The organism is Propionivibrio soli, assembly GCF_025770765.1.
In the GTDB taxonomy this organism is placed as follows: Bacteria; Pseudomonadota; Gammaproteobacteria; order Burkholderiales; family Rhodocyclaceae; genus Propionivibrio; species Propionivibrio soli.
This window is the reverse complement of sequence record NZ_JANZKY010000002.1, coordinates 141051-158632: the sequence shown is the minus strand read 5'-3', so window position 1 is coordinate 158632 and position 17582 is coordinate 141051. Positions and strand designations below refer to the sequence as shown.

Genomic DNA, 17582 nt, shown 5'->3' with positions numbered 1-17582 from the left:
CGCGATAAAAATTGACCATAACCGCGTTGTGGGGATTATACTGCGCTTGCTCTGAGATAATTGACATAGATCAATATGTGGCGTCGCAATAACCATTATTGACGCATGGTTGTTGCGAAAAAGCGACAGGGCTGGAGGTTATGTTTGATTTGCGTCAAACGGGAATCTTGTTTGGCTGACCGGCCGCTTGATGCTAATGTGCCGTGTTGGCGTGCGCTGCGGGAGCGGTGCGAACGGTTCGTTGATTACTACTCGGGGGAGCCATGTCGGAAGCTCAATCTACATACAACTACACGGTGGTCAGGCAGTTCACCGTAATGGCCGTGATCTGGGGGATCGTTGGCATGTTGGTCGGCGTGATCATCGCCGCACAACTCGTCTGGCCCGATCTGAACATCGGCTTCCTGCATTTCGGAAGGTTGCGACCACTGCACACCAACGCGGTGATTTTCGCGTTCGGCGGCTGTGCGCTGATGGGAACCTCCTACTACGTCGTGCAGCGTACGTGCCACACGCGCTTGTTCTGCGACAAGCTCGCCGCCTTCACCTTCTGGGGCTGGCAACTGGTGATCGTCCTTGCCGCAGTGACTTTGCCGCTTGGGTTGACTCAAGGCAAGGAATACGCCGAACTCGAATGGCCGATCGACATCCTGATCGCCGCCGTGTGGGTCGCTTACGCCGTCGTGTTCTTCGGCACCATCGCCAAACGCAGGGTGACGCACATCTATGTCGCCAACTGGTTCTACGGCGGCTTCATCCTTGCCGTGGCGCTGTTGCACATCGTCAATAGCGCGGCGATTCCGGTTTCCTGGACCAAGTCGTATTCGGCTTATGCCGGCGTCCAGGACGCGATGGTGCAATGGTGGTACGGCCATAACGCGGTGGGCTTCTTCCTCACAGCGGGCTTCCTCGGGATGATGTACTACTTCGTGCCAAAACAGGCCGACCGGCCGGTTTACTCGTACCGGCTATCCGTCGTGCACTTCTGGGCCTTGATCTTTACTTATATGTGGGCGGGTCCGCACCACTTGCACTACACGGCGCTTCCTGACTGGACTCAGTCCCTCGGCATGATCTTCTCGCTGATCCTGTTGGCACCGTCCTGGGGTGGGATGATCAACGGCATCATGACGCTCTCGGGCGCCTGGCACAAACTGCGCGACGATCCGATCCTGAAGTTCCTGATCACGTCCCTGTCGTTCTACGGGATGTCGACGTTCGAAGGCCCGATGATGTCGATCAAGACGGTCAATGCCCTGTCGCACTACACGGACTGGACCATTGGTCACGTGCATTCGGGAGCGCTTGGCTGGGTGGGTATGGTTTCAATCGGCTCCATTTACTACCTGTTGCCGCGCCTGTTCGGAAAACAGCAGATGTTCAGCGTGCGTCTGATTACCGTTCATTTCTGGGTGTCGACGATCGGTATTGTCCTCTACATCGCCTCGATGTGGATCGCCGGTGTCATGCAGGGACTGATGTGGCGCCAGGTGAATGCCGACGGGACCTTGGCATACAGCTTCGTCGAGTCGGTCAAGGTGTCCTACCCGTTCTGGGGAATCCGCCTCATGGGCGGTACGCTTTTCCTCTCGGGGATGCTGATCATGGCCTACAACATGTTCAAGACGATGGCCGGTGGGCGCACCGAAGACGCGCCGGTTCTGCTGCCGGCCGGGCAGCACGCGTAACGGGGAGGATGCGCGAATATGAAACTCACTCACGATTCAATCGAGCGCAATGTCGCGTTGCTCGTCATTCTGACGGTGCTCGTCGTCAGTGTCGGCGGTCTGCTGGAGATCGTTCCGTTGTTTTTCCAGAAGTCGACGACCACTCCGGTCGAAGGGCTCAAACCGTACGATCCGGTTCGCCTGACGGGCCGCGACATCTATATCCGCGAAGGGTGCTTTCTCTGCCATTCGCAGATGATTCGCCCCTTCCGCGCGGAGACAGAGCGTTACGGGCATTATTCGGTCGCCGGCGAATTCGTGTATGACCACCCCTTCCAATGGGGATCGAAGCGTACCGGACCGGACTTGCAGCGTGTCGGCGGCCGCTACTCCGACGAATGGCATCGTGCTCACCTGACGAATCCGCGGGACGTCGTCCCCGAGTCCAACATGCCGGCATTCGCCTGGCTGGCGAAGACGCCGGCTGATGCCGCAGGCGTATCCGCCAAGATGGCGGCGCTGCGAAAAGTTGGCGTCCCCTATACTGACCAGGAAATCGCCGAAGCTAGCAAGCAGGTCGAAGGCAAGAGCGAAATGGATGTCCTGATCGCTTATCTGCAAGGCATGGGACTTGAGCTGAAGGGGGCCAAGTAATCATGGATATCAACGATTTGCGATCAATTGTCACCGTTGTCTCACTGATGACTTTCCTCGGGATCGTGTGGTGGGCCTACGGAGTGAAGAGCAACAAAAAGCGTTTCGAGGAAGCCGCCAACCTGCCGTTCCTGGACGTTCAGGCCGATCGGGTTGAACAAGGTCTTTCGCCGCGCAAACAAGGGGAGCCGTCATGAGCGATTTTGTAAACGAATTCTGGAATTGGTACATCGTCCTGATCGTTCTCGTCAGCATCGTCGCCTGCGGCATCTTCCTATGGGTACAGAGCACGGGCGCGAAAGGCGGGGCTCCGGCAACCGACACAACGGGCCATGTCTGGGACGAGTCGCTGCAGGAATACAACCACCCGCTGCCGCGCTGGTGGATGTGGCTGTTCTATGCGACGGTTGTTTTCGCTCTGGTTTACGTCGTTCTTTATCCGGCTCTCGGGCGTTTCCCGGGCGTGTACGGTTGGACCACGGCGGGAGAGCACCAGAAGGAAGTGGAACGTGTCGACGCCCAGGTGAAGCCGCTCTTTGACAAATATGCCGGGATGGACATCGTGAAGGTCTCGGCCGATAAGTCGGCCATGGAGATGGGCGGCCGGTTGTACCAGACCTACTGCGTTCAGTGCCACGGCGCCACGGCCCAAGGATCGCGTGACCGCGGTTTCCCGAATCTGACTGATAAGGATTGGCAGTGGGGCGGGGCTCCGGAACAGGTAGTCGAGACGATCACCAACGGCCGCATGGGCGTCATGCCGCCCTATGGGGGGAATCCCGACGCGGTCGGTGGCGAAACGGGGGCCCGGGAACTGGCCAACTACGTCCGCTCGCTATCTGGTCTTAGCCATAACGCCGAACTTGCGGCCAAGGGCAAGGTGCGTTTCGATACCGTGTGCTTCGCGTGTCACGGTGCGGACGGAAAGGGAATGCAGGCGTTAGGTGCCCCGAACTTGACGGACAAAACCTGGCTGTACGGGAGTTCCGAGGCGAAGATCGTCGAGACGATCACGCAGGGCAGGACCAATCAGATGCCGGCATGGAAGGAATTCTTGGGCGATAACAAGATCCATCTTCTTGCCGCCTATGTTCTCAATCTCAGCGGCGGGCCGGAGAAGAAGTAATTCGCAGGTCTTTTCTCGGCCAAGGGGCGGTTCTTCGGAACCGCCCCTTTATGGTTTCTACTGTTCGTTTGTTATTGCACCATGTGCACTTGGCGCCTGCCAAGAATATTAGCGTAAAGTGTAATTCTGAAATGCACCAGGACGGCATTCATGAATAAGGTCGCGGATCGGGCCGAGAAATCAGCGGTTATCAACACCGTGTCCCTCTACGAGAAGCACAGGACGGTTTACGCGCGTAGCGTCACCGGCTTCTTTGACAACTGGCGGAAGGTCATGGTCATCGTCACGCAGGCGCTGTTCTATGGCCTGTGTTGGCTGGAGTGGGGCGGACGCCAGGCGGTGCTGTTCCATCTCGTCGAACGCAAATTCCACATTTTCGGCATGGTTTTCTGGCCCCAGGACGCCATCTACCTTGCCGTCCTGCTCGTCATTTCGGCGTATTCGCTGTTTCTCGTAACCGCCATCGGAGGGCGCCTCTTTTGCGGTTATGCCTGTCCGCAGACCGTCTACACCGAGCTGTTCATGTGGATCGAACGCCGTATCGAAGGCGACCGGCCGGCGCGCATGAAGCTCGACGCCCAACCGATGTCAGCCCGTAAATTCCGCATCAAGTTTACCAAGCACGTGATCTGGCTGGCCATCGCGCTCTGGACCGGTTTTACGTTCGTCGGATACTTCTCGCCGATCCGAGAGTTGGCGGGCTCCGTCGCTTCATTCTCGCTTGGCCCTTGGGAAACCTTCTGGATCTTCTTCTACGGCGGTTTCCTGTACCTCATGGCGGGCTTCATGCGCGAACAGGTGTGCAAGTACATGTGTCCGTACGCTCGCTTTCAAGGGGTGATGTTTGACCCGGACACGCTGATCATCGGTTATGACGCCGAACGAGGGGAGCCGCGCGGGGCTCGAAAGAAGAAGGCGGAGCCGGCTGCGCCGCGTGGGGACTGCATCGACTGCGGCATTTGCGTGCAGGTCTGTCCGACCGGGATCGACATCCGCAATGGGCTTCAGCTCGAATGTATCGCGTGCGCGGCGTGTATCGATGCTTGCGACGAGGTGATGGACAAAGTTGGTTTGCCGCGAGGGCTGATCCGCTACTCCACAGAAAATGCGATGAGCAAGCACTACGGGCGACGCGACATCGTTAGCCATTTGCTGCGCCCGCGCACGATGATCTATTCGGCGATTCTGTTCCTTATCGTCGCGGCGACGAGTTGGAGCCTGCTGACGCGTATTCCCTTGCGTGTCGACGTCCTGCGTGATCGCTCGGCGTTGTACCGCGAGGGGGACGATGGGCGCATCGAGAACGTTTTTACGCTCAATGTGATGAACACAGACGAGAAGTCTCACCAGTACGCGATCGCGGTAAGCGGTATCGACGGCATTGATCTGGTCGGCGAACGCGTCATCGAGGTCCCCGCCGCATCGAACAAGAGCACGGTCGTCGTAGCCGCCGTCGAAGACGGGACAGGCGCCAAGGGATCGAACAAAATCTTCTTCGATGTGCATGCGATCGGCCGAGACGAGATCAAGGTGCGCGAGAAAGCCAGCTTCTTCATGCCATGAACGAGAGACTGTCGACGAGTAACCAACCCTGGTACCGCCATCGCTGGCCCTGGCTATTGATGCTTGGGCCCTTCCTGGTGATCGTTGCCGCTGCTGTAACCGTTTTTCTGGCCGTGCGAAGCAACGACGGGCTGGTGGACGACGACTATTACAAACAGGGGTTGGCCGTGAACCAGCTTACGGCGCGGGATCGCCAAGCGGCTGCGTTGGGATTGGTTGCCGAACTCGTGTTTGACAGGCAGCGGCACATGGTGAGCGCCTCAGTGACTCGGCCGCAAGGCGGAGAAGCTCCGACCGCGCTGAAGCTGACCATCGCTCATCCGACGCGTAGCGGTTTTGATCAAAGCGTCGTACTGCCTGCAGTGGAAAACGGGCGATATGCCGCTGGCCTGACTATCCCGGACAGCGGCCGCTGGCACCTTGTCCTCGAAGACGAGCGCCGACAATGGCGGCTAGTTGGTGATTGGCTTGTTGAGGATATCCCCCAGCCCGTCGTGAAACTTGCTGCACACTAGAGCCTACGCGCGGCGTCGGCATCGTTTTTCGATCTGCCGATCTGCTAATTGGTGCTTCGCAAGTCGCTACGTACTACCGATTTTTCCCGAACTTCTCGACCAGTTGGTTGAGCTTGGCCGTGCGTTGCTTCTCGAGTTCGGCGGCTTCGCGTTCTGCTTTGCGGCGCTCGGCGTCCTTGCGAAAACGTTCACGCAAGGTTTGGGCGGCATGGGCGCGGTGCTCTTCCGACACAGCGTCACCCGGTTTCCCATCAAGGTCAACGCGATGCGTCGCCTTCTCAAGCACTTTGAGGTAACGCAGCGAGTTGGTGTGCATACCCAGCGCGAGCCGCAGCGTCTTTCGTTCAATATCGGGCTGCCGTGCCAGGAGTTGCTTGTCGATGCCGATGGCCAACGGCTGGAAGTCGCGGAAAGCGGGATAACTCTCCTGCAGGATTTTGAGCAGCGCGCGGGCTTTCTGCCCGGGCGTTTCGCTTGGAGGGGGCGTTTCCATAACAGGGACGATATCGCGTTATTGTTTGGGATAGGTCGGCTCTGAGCGCGCTCTGGCCAATGGCCTTAGCTTATCACGTCCGGCGTGCTAGATCGGCAATTGTCCTGATGTCCGGTACTCGGGAAGGTCGCCGCCCTGATTCAATAGCACTCACGATCCCGACAGCCGATACCCGAGCCCGCACACGAGGTCCATGTGCGATCAAGGGAACGCGAGCGCTGTTGGTGAGCTCCTATACCCTAAAGTGTTGGCGAGCCCCTTACGTTAACGAAGGGGAGCGCCGAATTGGTCGGCTGCGCAGGCGGAGGAAGGGATCATGGCTATCGAGCAAGAAGAAACCGTCGTTGCTCCGCCAGAAGCCCGGACCGCGCGCAAGACCACGGTGGTATTTGTCCTTTCGGCTGTTCTCGGTGTTCTCCTTCTGGCCGATGCGTTTGGAGCGTTTGCGTATTTTCGACAGACCTCCGCTTTGCGTAGAGAGTTGGCCATGGCTAAGGAAGCGCTGAAGCAAAAGAGTACTGCGCTTAGCGAAGCGAACGCGAAGAACGACGGGCTCGCGCAGCAAATGCGAGCCTTGCGCGAGCATGCGGTGGCGCATTCCACCGGCAATGCGGCGAAAGAAAAAGAAGAGCAGAAAACTGCCGTACCAAAGCAAGTCGTAGGGACTCAGCCAAGTTCGGAGTCGTCGAAAAAAACTGTCGTCGTGGATCAAGGTGCTACGAAGGTGGATATGCGGTCGGTTCCCGCCTTGCCACCGGCCAAAGCGGGGAAAGCGCCGGTGACCATTGAAGACTGCGAACTTGTCGGCAAGCCGGCGGCAGAACAAGCGGCGACGCTGAAGCGTTGCGTCGGCGTCATGGATGGTTTAGCGAGTACCGGCGTCGGCAAGACGCCCGCTCGCTAGCGCGTGCGGCTATTCAAGTCCGGTTTCGATGGCGGTTATTTGCTTATTCGGAGCCTAAGCTGGCGTCGAGCAACTCAAGTAACGCTTGCTCGATACTCGGCTTGAGCGGTACGAACAAGGCCCCAAGACGCACGACCACAATGACTTCGGCCTCGCCGATAGTGATCTCGCCGAACACCCCGGGACGTTGGAATCGCATCACGTTCTCAGTCCATGCCATGTCGAGGGCCAACTCTTTCGCGATTTCCCGGACCAAGAGGTCGGCCGCTTGGCGTGCTGCCGCAGGTGTTTTGTTGTGCTTCCGGCAGATTACGATTTCGTTCATCCCGTGATTTCTTCTCAGCGCGCTTGATCGCGTAGAGCACGGAACACCGCGTAACGGCGGTTATCCATTCCGTCGGCGTCGAGCAGCGCGCGCACTGCGCAATCCGGCTCCCGGTCATGGCGGCAGTTGCGAAAGCGGCATTGACCAAGAAGCGGTCGAAGTTCCGGGAATCCCTGCTCGATGTCACGTGCCGAAAGATGCCGTAGCCCGAATTCCTGCACCCCTGGCGAGTCGACCACGGCGGTATCGTCGTCGAGGTGATAGAGCGCCGTATGGGTGGTTGTATGCTTACCGGAATCGAGGGCGCTGGATATCTCGCGTGTTGTGGCTTGCGCGCCTGGAACCAAGGCGTTGATCAACGTCGACTTGCCCATGCCGGACTGACCGACCAAGACGCTTGTTTGCCCGGACAGGTAGGGCAACAATTCCCCCGCTTGACCTTCGCGGGCGGACAGGCGGACGATCGGATATCCCAGCTTCTCGAAAGGTTGCAGCATCGTTATCGCATGCCGGCTTTTATCCGCAAGATCGCACTTGTTGAGGACGATGAGCGTGCGTAAGTCCTGGCTCTCGGCGGCGACGAGGCAGCGCGTCACCAGTTCCGCGGAGAACGATGGCTCGGTGGCGACGACGATGACAACTTGCGTGACATTTGCGGCGATCAGCTTTTCCCTGAACTCGTCGGATCGATAGAGCAGTGAACGCCTCTCGTCAAAGGACTCGATTACGCCTTGCCCGCTGCCGTCCAGCTTCACCGTAACGCGGTCGCCACAGGCAACTTCGCTACGTTTCCCACGCGTAAAGCACATCACTCGCTGCTGGTCGGCGAGCTCCACGGCGTACTGTCGCCCATGCACGGCGACGACAAGGCCCTGCGTTTTCAAGTCAATCGAGCGATGCGCAGCGCCGCCGGGGGGTGGGAATCGTAGAACAGCGAATGCAGCGGGTCCGGCGTCAGTGTCGAGGCATTATCCTCGTAGAGCTTGACTAGCGCGGCCACCAGATTCGCGGCAGAGGTATGTTCGGCCGCGTAGCGGTCGGCCTCGTACTCATGCCGGCGCGAGAGCAGGCTCATCAACGGCGTGAGGAGGAAGGTGAAGACGGGGGCGACGAGAAAGAACAAAATCAATCCGAGCGCCGTGTTATGCGTCTCCACGCCCAGTCCGGTGAAAAACCAGTCGGCTTCCATTAACTGCCCGAGGACAGCGAGGAAGACGAACGACATTCCGAAGATCAGCGCGATTCGCTTGAGGACGTGGCGGTGCGTGAAATGCCCCAATTCATGGGCCAGAACGGCTTCGACCTCTTCGGGTTTCAGGCGTGAAAGCAATGTGTCGAAAAACACGATGCGCTTGGTCTTCCCGAAACCCGTGAAGTACGCATTGCCATGGTTTGAGCGTTTGGAGCCATCCATGACGAACAAGCCGGAGGATGCGAAGCCGCACCGGGCAAGCAAAGCTTCAATGCGCGCGCGTAAAGACTCGTCCTCGAGGGGGGCGAACTTGTTGAACAGTGGCGCTATCCACTTCGGATAGACGAATAGAATGAGTAGATTGAAGGCGCACCAGAAGAGCCAGACATCGAGCCACCAGAAGCGTCCCATCTTTGCCATCAGCCACAAAATGGCTAGCAACACCGGCGTGCCGATTACGATGCCGAGCAGTGCCTGTTTGAGGAGATCAGCGAAGAACAGCTTAACCGTCATGCGATTGAACCCGAAACGCTGCTCGATCACAAATTGTCCGTACAGGGAAAGCGGCAGGTCGATAATGGTCGAAATGGCCAAAACGCTGAAGGTCAGCGCCACACCATAGAAGAAGCCGTCAAGCTGTGGCGCCCAGAAGGTGTGCAATACCTGGAGGCCCCCGCCAAAGGTCAAGGCAAGAAGGACGGCGATATCGACGGCCAGAGAAACCATCCCGAAGCGGGTTCGCGTGACGCTGTAGTCCGCTGCCTTTTGGTGCGAAGAGAGGTCGATGTTCGCCACAAACTGTGTCGGGACCGACCCGCGATGCGCTTTGACGTGAGCGATCTGACGGCTCGCCAGCCAGAGTCGAACGCCGACCATGGCGGTGACGGCGAGGAGGAAAACCGCGGAGAAATTATTCGGCATCGAGGTGTGACAAAATACGCCTTTGGAAGTTTGGATCGATTATATATGGCACAGGACGCAAATCATCTCGTTTGGCTGGACATGGAAATGACCGGCCTCGACCCGGAGCGGGAGCGGATCATCGAAATGGCGATGGTCATTACCGATAGTGCTCTTGAAACGGTCGCCGAGTCGCCGGTCTGGGTCGTTCATCAACAGGACGCCGTGCTCGACGCGATGGACGACTGGAACAAGAACACCCACGGTCGTTCTGGGTTGATCGAGAAGGTGAAAGCGTCGATGCTCGACGAGGCGACCGTGCAGGAACAAGCGCTGGCATTCCTCGAACAGTATGTGCCGAAATCCGCGAGCCCCATGTGCGGTAACTCGATCGGTCAGGATCGGCGTTTCATGGCGCGTTACATGCCGCTACTCGAGGCCTGGTTTCATTACCGGAACCTTGACGTGAGCACGTTGAAGGAACTCTGCCGCCGCTGGAAACCCGAAGTGGCCAAGGGCTTCGTCAAGAAAGCTGATCACACGGCGCTGGCTGATATCCGGGAGTCAATTGCCGAACTCCGGTATTACCGAGAGAATTTCATCAAGCTGTAGCGTAAGCAGCACGGTAGGGCAAGGTCACCGGCGAACTGCCGGGTCTTCGGGCCCCTCAACTGGAATATCCGTCAGTTGGGCGGCTTTCCTTGCCGAACCGGAGCGACGATAAAGCTCAAATTTGTCGCTTTCGCGCCGATCGCCAGGGCGTCGTCCTTCCCAAACCTTCCGCCAGCCTGCATCTGCGATCGCCCCTGGATCACGCGGTTGGCCCTGCATGATCAGCCAACGGCATTGGGCGCTCTCCTTGGTCTGAAACGGAACGGTGCGCAGGCCATCAAAGTAGTGGAGAGAACTGACAATGGCATCCGGCAGATTGGCATTGGCAAGGCATTCGTTCGGGTCGGCAACCACCCGCGCGACCGACGAGGAGACCGCGCGAAACGTCTTGCCGTAGTCGATCCATTGCATCCATAACGATGCGACAAGCAGCCAGAAGAGTGTGAGCCCCGACATCCAGTGCATCAAACTGCGCATCGGGGAGCGCGGGCTGGTTACGATCAGCCAGACCCAGGCGAGGGTGGCGAGCAGCGCAAACACAACGTTCAGCAAGTCAAAGTGGCCCACGAACCCGGGCTCCAAGCGCACCGCCTGCCGGGCCAATCGTTGTGGCCAGCCGAACACCATGGCGCTCCATGCTACCCAGACAATGGCGGCGAACAGTGTGAAGGTCATCATGGCGAACCAATCGAACGCCGCTGCAGCGCCTCTCCGTAAAGTCATTACGCCGGGAACGGCAAGCAGGACGAGCGGAGGCAGCAGAAGTAGGGACGGTGCACTGCGCAGTTCAACGCTGACCCCCAGGATGAGCAGGGTCGAGAGGAAGGCGAGTGCGGGTAGTGCGATCGTTCTATTGCGCAACTGCCGCCGCTTTGCCCACAACGCCCAAGCAGCGAGAGGAAGTGCCGGCCATGCGTACCAAAGCAGCAGGTTGAGATAACGCGGGGTGTTTGCCCACGGCTGCACGTTCTTGCTCAAGCTCTCAATCTCTGAAGCGAAGAACGCCGCCAAGTAATCTGGAGCGAGCCACTGCAGTGGCAGTAGCCACGCGGCGATCAGAATCAAGGCCAGAAGGATGGCGCCAATCAGTATCGACAGATACTTCTTCCAGTCCGTCGACTGCCACAAAGCCAATACCGTCACGGGTATCAGCGTGACTATTGGCAACAGGCCATTGGCCAGGAATCCCACGGCAGCCGCGATCGCATACGTAAGCCCCGCTTGTAGCGGACGCCGGGGCAGCAGTATCAGTGCCCAGTAGGCTGCCGCATGCGCGGTAAGTGCCGTCAGCATGGGCTGCGCTTCGTGAGCGTGGTACAAGAAACCGATACTGCCGGCGAGAATCAGTGGTGCCGCTGCCGCGTTTTCACGCCCGTGAAGCTCCCGTGCTGCAAGGAGAATGAACTGCAATGCGAGGAGCGTGAAAATGCCGCTGGCAACACGGATAGCGTCGTGTGCCGGGAGAATCCAGGAGAAGAGATGGCCCGTAATTGCAGCCGTCCAGTAATAGAGCGGCGCATCCGGATGGGCCTGTCCGGCGAGTTCGGGCGTCAGCCAATGGCCATTGCGCAGAACATCGTAGGCGAGCCCGATCGATATGGCGTCATCGTGCTTCCATGGGTCGTGCCCAATGAGACCGGTAAAGATGTAGACCGCCAGTAGCACGGCCAACACCCAGCCCGAAGGAGGCAGGGTGATCCCTTTGAAGCGCGGATTGTTCGAGAGGGATGGCATGGTCCGTATTGTGCCCGCACTTGCTTTGGCAAGCCTAAACAAAAAAGGCAGCCCGGAGCTGCCTTTTCGTTGTCACGCGTGTCCGCGTGAACCGCCTTACGCCGATTTGCGCGTGGCGCTGTATTTCTTATTGAACTTCTCGACGCGACCGGCCGTGTCGATGATCTTCTGCTTGCCGGTATAGAACGGATGGCAGGCAGCACAGACTTCGATGTGCAGCGGTTTATTCATCGTAGACCGGGTCTTGAACGTGTTGCCGCAGGAGCACGTCACTTCGATCTCGTTGTAATCGGGATGGGTATCGGATTTCATCGGTGAAATTCCTGTAGGTCAAATCTAGCCGGCTCGACGTACCTGTACGTCGGTGACCGACCGCGGAAAACGCATAATTATCGTTGATTCTTCACAAACTTGCAATCGGCGTGAACTCCCGCGTGAGTGAGCGGGAATTCCCTGAACTCCGCTCAGCGCCGCATTGAGTCGAAGAATTCGCCGTTATTTTTGGTTGCCTTGATTTTGTCGAGCAGGAATTCCATCGCTTCGAGGTCGTCCATGTTGTAGAGCAGCTTGCGCAGAACCCACATCTTCTGCAACACGTCCGGCATCAAAAGGAGTTCTTCACGGCGTGTTCCCGAGCGATTGACGTTGATCGCCGGATAGACACGCTTTTCCGCCATTCGCCGATCGAGATGGATTTCCAGGTTGCCGGTGCCTTTGAATTCTTCGTAGATGACGTCATCCATGCGGCTGCCTGTGTCGATAAGCGCGGTGGCAATGATCGTGAGCGATCCGCCTTCCTCGACATTGCGCGCCGCGCCGAAAAAGCGCTTCGGCTTTTGCAGCGCGTTGGCGTCCACACCGCCTGTCAGTACCTTGCCCGATGCAGGCTGCACGGTGTTGTAAGCGCGCGCCAATCGCGTGATCGAGTCGAGCAGGATGACCACGTCTTTCTTGTGCTCTACTAGCCGTTTGGCTTTTTCGATGACCATTTCGGCCACCTGCACGTGGCGCGTCGCCGGTTCATCGAAGGTGGAAGCCACTACTTCGCCGCGGACTGAACGCGTCATCTCGGTCACTTCTTCCGGGCGTTCGTCGATCAGCAAGACGATGAGTATCACGTCCGGATGGTTCGCCGTGATGGCATGGGCGATATGCTGCATCATTACCGTCTTGCCGCTCTTCGGGCTCGAGACGAGCAGTCCCCGTTGTCCTTTGCCGATTGGCGCGATGATATCGACGATGCGGCTGGTGATGTTCTCTTCGCCGCGGATGTCGCGTTCGAGCTTGAGATGATGCTCAGGATGTAGCGGCGTCAGGTTCTCAAACAGGATCTTATTCTTCGATGCTTCCGGCGCTTCACCGTTGATCTTGTCGACTTTGACCAGCGCGAAGTAGCGTTCGCCGTCCTTAGGCGTGCGGATCTCGCCTTCGATCGTATCGCCTGTATGCAGGTTAAAGCGCCTGATCTGGCTGGGACTGACGTAGATGTCGTCGGTGCTGGCCAGGTACGACGTGTCGGGTGAGCGCAGGAAACCGAACCCGTCCGGCAGGGTTTCCAGCGTGCCGTCGCCGAAGATGGTCTCGCCTTTCTTGGCTTGGTTCTTCAGCAAAGCGAAAATCAGTTCATGCTTGCGAAGTCGGTTGGCGCCCTCGATGCCGTTGTTGACGGCCATGTCGAGCAGTTGGCTTACATGTAGGGCTTTGAGTTCGGATAGATGCATGAGCGGAATGAGAGAGAAAAATGGGGAGCCGATTCAATGCTCCCGGCCTCGTTGCGGTCTAGCGCGTACGGGGAGTCTGGGAACTGCCGGGAATGGTTACGACGGATTCTTTACAAACGGAATTGCGCCTGAAAGTTCTTCGCGGGATTTGTTCTTCCTGTGGTCAGGTGCCGCTTCGTGAGAGCTTTCAGGCGGAGGGTAACGGCTTTACAGGTGGCTGTCAATGAACGCGCTGAGTTGCGATTTCGACAGCGCGCCGACTTTGGTGGCTTCGATGTTCCCGTTCTTGAACAGCATCAGCGTCGGGATGCCGCGAACGCCATAGCTCGCGGGAGTCGCCTGGTTGTCATCGATATTCAACTTCGCCACTTTCAGCCGGCCCGCGTACTCGGAAGCAATTTCGTCCAGGATGGGGGCGATCATCTTGCACGGGCCGCACCATTCCGCCCAATAGTCGACCAGCACCGGTTGCTGAGCTTGCAATACTTCGGTGGCAAACGAGTCGTCTGTGACATGGTGAATGTGTTGGCTCATGAGTATGCCTCGAATAAAAAACGATGGGAGTATTGTTCAAAGACGTCCGGGAATCGACACCGGAAAATGGAACTGGTTCTCGGATAATGCTAGCGAAAAATAAACGGCGTGGGAAGTTGGTGCCGACGGAACAGCAAAAAATCCGGCTCCATGTTCCTGTTTGTCGGCTCTCGCCGGGGTCGTCCGGCTCCATTTTTGCAACTGAACCAATTCTCTGCCTTCCCGATGAGGCCATGCAAAGGCACGCAAGGAGCCCCGCTGCTGCCTTTGGAATTTTTGCTGCTCTTTGCCGTCATACGCGGCACTGAATGCTAGCCGGTGCTTCTCCGACGCTGCCTCTGGCAAGACCCGGCCCTCAAATGGCGCTATAGTTTTCAACCTACACATACCCGAGACGCGATATGGCTTACGTTGTTACCGAGAACTGCATCAAATGCAAATACACGGATTGCGTGGACGTTTGCCCCGTCGATTGTTTTCGCGAAGGCCCCAATTTCCTCGCGATCGACCCCGAAGAGTGTATCGACTGCACGCTTTGCGTCGCCGAATGCCCGGCCGAGGCCATTTTCGCCGAAGATGACGTGCCTGAGAACCAGCGCCGGTTCATCGCCATCAACGCGGAAATGGCAAAGGTCTGGCCGGCCATCACCGAGCGTCACGAGCCGTTGCCTGACGCGGACGATTGGAATGGCAAGCCTGACAAGGCGGATCTACTCGAACGCTGAGATTTTGCGCCGCGCCCGTCATTCAGCACGTCCAGCCTAACCCATGCCGAGCGAGCCCGGCCGCGTGATATCGACCGCGCTTCCGGCCGGAGAAACTTTCTACGACGCGCTGGCCACCGCCGTCCTGGAACGATGTGCTGACCAGGCGGCAAGCGGCGACCTATCGCATATAGTCGTTCTCGTCCCGGCGTTGCCTATTGCGGCCGAGTTGCGCAATGCGCTTCACCGGGCTGCCGGACGGCCGCTGTTGCTGCCGCGTTTCGATACGTTGGCACAGTGGGTGGAAAATTCCGGCGTCAACTATGTCGATGAGATAGGCGATCCTTTACCCGAGAGTCAAAGGCTTGTCCTTCTGCACGAAGCGCTGCGTGAACGTGGGTGGTTCGAAGAGTCAGCGCTCTGGGGGATCGCTGGTGAAATGGCGGTGTTCTTCGACGAGTTGACCACGGCGTCCATCTGCCTGCCGGGGACTCTCGAGGCTTTCGTCGATGAGTTGCAACGTGCTTATTCGCTGCGTTCATCCATGCCACTGGCGTTTGAGGCTCGCGTCATACATGAGTTGTGGCGCGCGCTTGCGCTAGCAGGTCGCCCCGATGCGGTGAGCGCCTACCATCTTCGGCTGGCAACTCTGGCACACCACGCGGAGCTTGAGCCGGAAGGATTCCCGGAACTTGTCGTACTGCTTGATGCGGCGCCGGAAGAAGCGCTCGATCCGGCGGAAAGTGCTTTTCTCGAACGCTATGCCGCGAGGCGGCCGATCACCGCATTTCATCCTGCGCCACGCCGTCTCGAAACCTCCCCAATGATGGCCGTACTTGCGATGGCTTGGCCGGAAGAGCCGGCCGGGCCTTTGGTCGAGCGAGCTAATGACGTGGCAAGGCGCTATCCGGCCAGTCCCCTCCTGGCGGGAGAGCAGGATAGGTTGCGCCTGGTTGCGACGAATGGGCGCGAACATGAAGCTCGCGCGGCCGTTGCTCAGATTGGTGAGTGGTTGGCCGCCGGACTCCGGCGTATTGCGCTTATCGCGCAGGACCGGTTGACCGCCCGCCGCGTACGGGCGCTGTTGGAGCGCGAAGGCGTTCTCGTCAGCGATGAGACCGGCTGGAAATTGTCTACCTCGCGTGCAGCGGCCACCATCGATGCACTGCTCGAAACGGCGGCGGGCAATGCCTACTATCGCGATCTTCTCGATCTATGCAAGTCCCCCTTTGTCTTTGCTGACAGTGACGAGCGTGGACGCAAGGCGTCGATCAGCTTCCTGGAATCTGCGGTGCGATCAGCATCCGCACGTGCGGGGCTGTCGCTCGCCCGGCGTGCCCTTCTCGAAGCCCCTGACGATGAAGCCAAGCCTTTCTCTCTTGCGGCGCTGGATCGGGTCGAGGCGGCGATGGCGCTCCTACGTGCCAAGCCGGCCCCGCTGGCGCGTTGGATCGGGCGGCTGTTCAAGGCGCTTGAGGTGTTGGGTGCGCTCGACGCGTTAAGGCAGGACGCTGCCGGAAACGCGTTGATTGAACTGCTCGAAATGCGCCGTGAGGAGTTGGCCGAAAGCGGTGGGGCCTTGTCGTTTGCTGTGTGGCGCGACTGGCTCAACCGAGAATGTGAAGCCGCCAATTTCCGTGACAGCCGCATCGTAAGTCCCATCGTCATAACGCCGCTCAATGCCGTCTGCTTGCGCCGGTTCGAGGCGGCGATCCTGCTCGGTGGAGATGCCCGCCAACTTACCCCGGCCAATGGTGGCGAATTCTTCAATCAGTCAGTACGACGCGATCTGGGTTTGCGTACACGCCAAGATGGCGAACGCGAATTGCGGCGCGACCTCGAACTGCTTCTCGCTACCGTCCCTCGGGTGGTCGTCAGTTGGCAGGCGGAACAGGACGGTGAGGCGAATCTGCTGGCGCCCGAGTTTGCGTTGCTGTCGACACTGCATCAAGTCGCGTGGGGCGACGACCTGCAACGTATGCCGCTTCCCGTTCGCGAAGAGCCGCGCCCGGACGTAGCGACCTTGCCCGAGCCTTTGGTCGTCGCGTCGCCTGTCGTACCTCGAACCTTGCTGCCGCGTCGCGTCTCGGTCAGCGCCTACGCGACTCTGGTCGGATGCCCCTATCGGTTCTTTGCGCGCTACGTTCTCGGCTTGGGTGAGATGGACGAGGTTAGCGAGGAAATGGCCAAGAGCGATTACGGAGCACTGGTGCATCGAACTCTTGAACTCTTCCACGAGCACCATCCGTTGGTATCGGTGTTGGGCGACGACGAGGCGCTGGCCGCGTTGCGGAGTTGCGTGGAGGAGGTCTTTGCGCCGGCTGTTGAGGATAATTTTCTGGCGCTGGGTTGGCGCTTACGCTGGGAAAAACACCTGCCCGCGTATGTCGCGTGGCAGCGCGAGCAGGAGGCAGCCGGCTGGCGCTGGTCGCGAGCGGAAGTGAAGGCAAAGCGGGACTTGCTGCTTGCCGACGGCGACACCGTGGAGTTCTATGGGCGTATCGACCGGGTCGACGAGCACGCCAATGGAGGAACCGCACTCTACGATTACAAGACGCAACGGGCATCGACGATACGCGAGCGTTTGAAGGACGATGTGCAATTGCCGGCGTACGCGCTTCTCCATGGCGACGCGGAGCGGGCGGCTTATGTGGCGCTTGATGACGACAAAATCGTCACGGTTGCAGCGGCCGATGAAGATCATGACAATGCAGACGGGTTGAGACTGGCCGCCGAGGCGCAGGGTGAACGGCTGAAATCGATATTCGATGCACTGCGCGCCGGGGCGCGTTTGCCCGCACAGGGTACCGCCAGCATTTGCCGACACTGCGAGATGTACGGCCTGTGCCGGAAGGTCTATAGATAAAAAGGGGTAGCGGAGGTCAGGGCTCGAAAGGATTCTGAAAGTAATCCGCGGGTATTGTTTCGTGTTGCAGGA

18 protein-coding genes are annotated in these 17582 nt (G+C 58.7%); 10 read left to right on the top strand and 8 right to left on the bottom strand.

The window, feature by feature from the left end; translation table 11 throughout:
- Positions 1-263: 263 nt before the first annotated feature.
- From ccoN to NZ453_RS02715, 6 genes are all read left to right on the top strand, one after another.
- A complete protein-coding gene (gene ccoN, locus NZ453_RS02740) occupies positions 264-1688 on the top strand; it encodes a cytochrome-c oxidase, cbb3-type subunit I (RefSeq protein ID WP_263768788.1) in 1425 nt (474 codons plus the stop codon).
- An 18-nt stretch (positions 1689-1706) separates the two neighbouring features.
- Positions 1707-2321 (top strand): cytochrome-c oxidase, cbb3-type subunit II, encoded by a 615-nt coding sequence (ccoO, locus tag NZ453_RS02735; protein WP_263768787.1) that lies wholly within the window; start codon positions 1707-1709, stop codon positions 2319-2321.
- 2 nt (positions 2322-2323) lie between these two features.
- The gene (locus tag NZ453_RS02730) at positions 2324-2518 is read left to right on the top strand and encodes a cbb3-type cytochrome oxidase subunit 3 (RefSeq protein WP_263768785.1); all 195 of its coding nucleotides are present in this window, start codon (positions 2324-2326) and stop codon (positions 2516-2518) included.
- Entirely contained in the window at positions 2515-3447 is a 933-nt protein-coding gene (gene ccoP / locus NZ453_RS02725) for a cytochrome-c oxidase, cbb3-type subunit III (RefSeq protein WP_263768784.1), read from the top strand. The genes NZ453_RS02730 and ccoP overlap by 4 nt, the downstream gene beginning before the upstream one ends.
- Before the next feature lie 150 nt (positions 3448-3597).
- Positions 3598-5010, top strand: a complete 1413-nt coding sequence (ccoG, locus tag NZ453_RS02720; protein ID WP_263768783.1) for a cytochrome c oxidase accessory protein CcoG — start codon at positions 3598-3600, stop codon at positions 5008-5010.
- A complete protein-coding gene (locus NZ453_RS02715; protein WP_263768782.1) occupies positions 5007-5525 on the top strand; it encodes a FixH family protein in 519 nt (172 codons plus the stop codon). The genes ccoG and NZ453_RS02715 overlap by 4 nt, the downstream gene beginning before the upstream one ends.
- 73 nt (positions 5526-5598) lie before the next feature.
- Here NZ453_RS02715 and NZ453_RS02710 read toward each other — a convergent pair whose 3' ends face one another.
- On the bottom strand, positions 5599-6018 hold the full coding sequence (locus NZ453_RS02710; RefSeq protein WP_263768781.1) for a ProQ/FinO family protein: 420 nt from the start codon (positions 6016-6018) through the stop codon (positions 5599-5601).
- Positions 6019-6334: 316 nt separating this feature from the next.
- Between NZ453_RS02710 and NZ453_RS02705 the strand changes: the two genes are divergently transcribed.
- Entirely contained in the window at positions 6335-6922 is a 588-nt protein-coding gene (locus NZ453_RS02705; protein WP_263768780.1) for a hypothetical protein, read from the top strand.
- A 43-nt stretch (positions 6923-6965) separates the two neighbouring features.
- Here NZ453_RS02705 and NZ453_RS02700 read toward each other — a convergent pair whose 3' ends face one another.
- The 3 genes from NZ453_RS02700 to NZ453_RS02690 are packed head-to-tail and all read right to left on the bottom strand — an operon-like array spanning position 6966 to position 9360.
- Positions 6966-7247, bottom strand: a complete 282-nt coding sequence (locus NZ453_RS02700) for a polyhydroxyalkanoic acid system family protein (protein WP_263768779.1) — start codon at positions 7245-7247, stop codon at positions 6966-6968.
- A 14-nt stretch (positions 7248-7261) separates the two neighbouring features.
- The gene (rsgA, locus tag NZ453_RS02695) at positions 7262-8131 is read right to left on the bottom strand and encodes a ribosome small subunit-dependent GTPase A (RefSeq protein WP_263768778.1); all 870 of its coding nucleotides are present in this window, start codon (positions 8129-8131) and stop codon (positions 7262-7264) included.
- Complete coding sequence (locus tag NZ453_RS02690) at positions 8128-9360, bottom strand: M48 family metallopeptidase (protein WP_263768777.1); 1233 nt, start codon at positions 9358-9360, stop codon at positions 8128-8130. The genes rsgA and NZ453_RS02690 overlap by 4 nt, the downstream gene beginning before the upstream one ends.
- A gap of 45 nt (positions 9361-9405) precedes the next feature.
- Here NZ453_RS02690 and orn point away from each other — a divergent pair, with 45 nt between their 5' ends.
- Positions 9406-9951 carry an oligoribonuclease gene (orn, locus tag NZ453_RS02685; RefSeq protein ID WP_263768775.1) on the top strand — a complete coding sequence of 182 codons (546 nt, stop codon included), beginning with the start codon at positions 9406-9408 and terminating at the stop codon, positions 9949-9951.
- A 24-nt stretch (positions 9952-9975) separates the two neighbouring features.
- Here the strand turns inward: orn and NZ453_RS02680 are convergent, their stop codons facing one another.
- The 4 genes from NZ453_RS02680 to trxA form a co-directional block, all read right to left on the bottom strand.
- Positions 9976-11685, bottom strand: coding sequence for an ArnT family glycosyltransferase (locus tag NZ453_RS02680; protein WP_263768774.1), 1710 nt, complete (start codon positions 11683-11685; stop codon positions 9976-9978).
- 96 nt (positions 11686-11781) lie between these two features.
- Entirely contained in the window at positions 11782-11997 is a 216-nt protein-coding gene (rpmE, locus tag NZ453_RS02675) for a 50S ribosomal protein L31 (RefSeq protein WP_263768773.1), read from the bottom strand.
- Positions 11998-12149: 152 nt separating this feature from the next.
- Complete coding sequence (gene rho, locus NZ453_RS02670; protein ID WP_263768772.1) at positions 12150-13406, bottom strand: transcription termination factor Rho; 1257 nt, start codon at positions 13404-13406, stop codon at positions 12150-12152.
- A gap of 207 nt (positions 13407-13613) precedes the next feature.
- Positions 13614-13940 (bottom strand): thioredoxin TrxA, encoded by a 327-nt coding sequence (gene trxA / locus NZ453_RS02665; RefSeq protein WP_263768771.1) that lies wholly within the window; start codon positions 13938-13940, stop codon positions 13614-13616.
- Between the two features lie 401 nt (positions 13941-14341).
- On the opposite strand from trxA, the gene fdxA reads away from it, so the two are divergent.
- Complete coding sequence (fdxA, locus tag NZ453_RS02660; protein ID WP_263768770.1) at positions 14342-14665, top strand: ferredoxin FdxA; 324 nt, start codon at positions 14342-14344, stop codon at positions 14663-14665.
- Between the two features lie 43 nt (positions 14666-14708).
- Positions 14709-17510 (top strand): PD-(D/E)XK nuclease family protein, encoded by a 2802-nt coding sequence (locus NZ453_RS02655; protein ID WP_263768769.1) that lies wholly within the window; start codon positions 14709-14711, stop codon positions 17508-17510.
- The last annotated feature ends 72 nt before the right edge of the window (positions 17511-17582 follow it).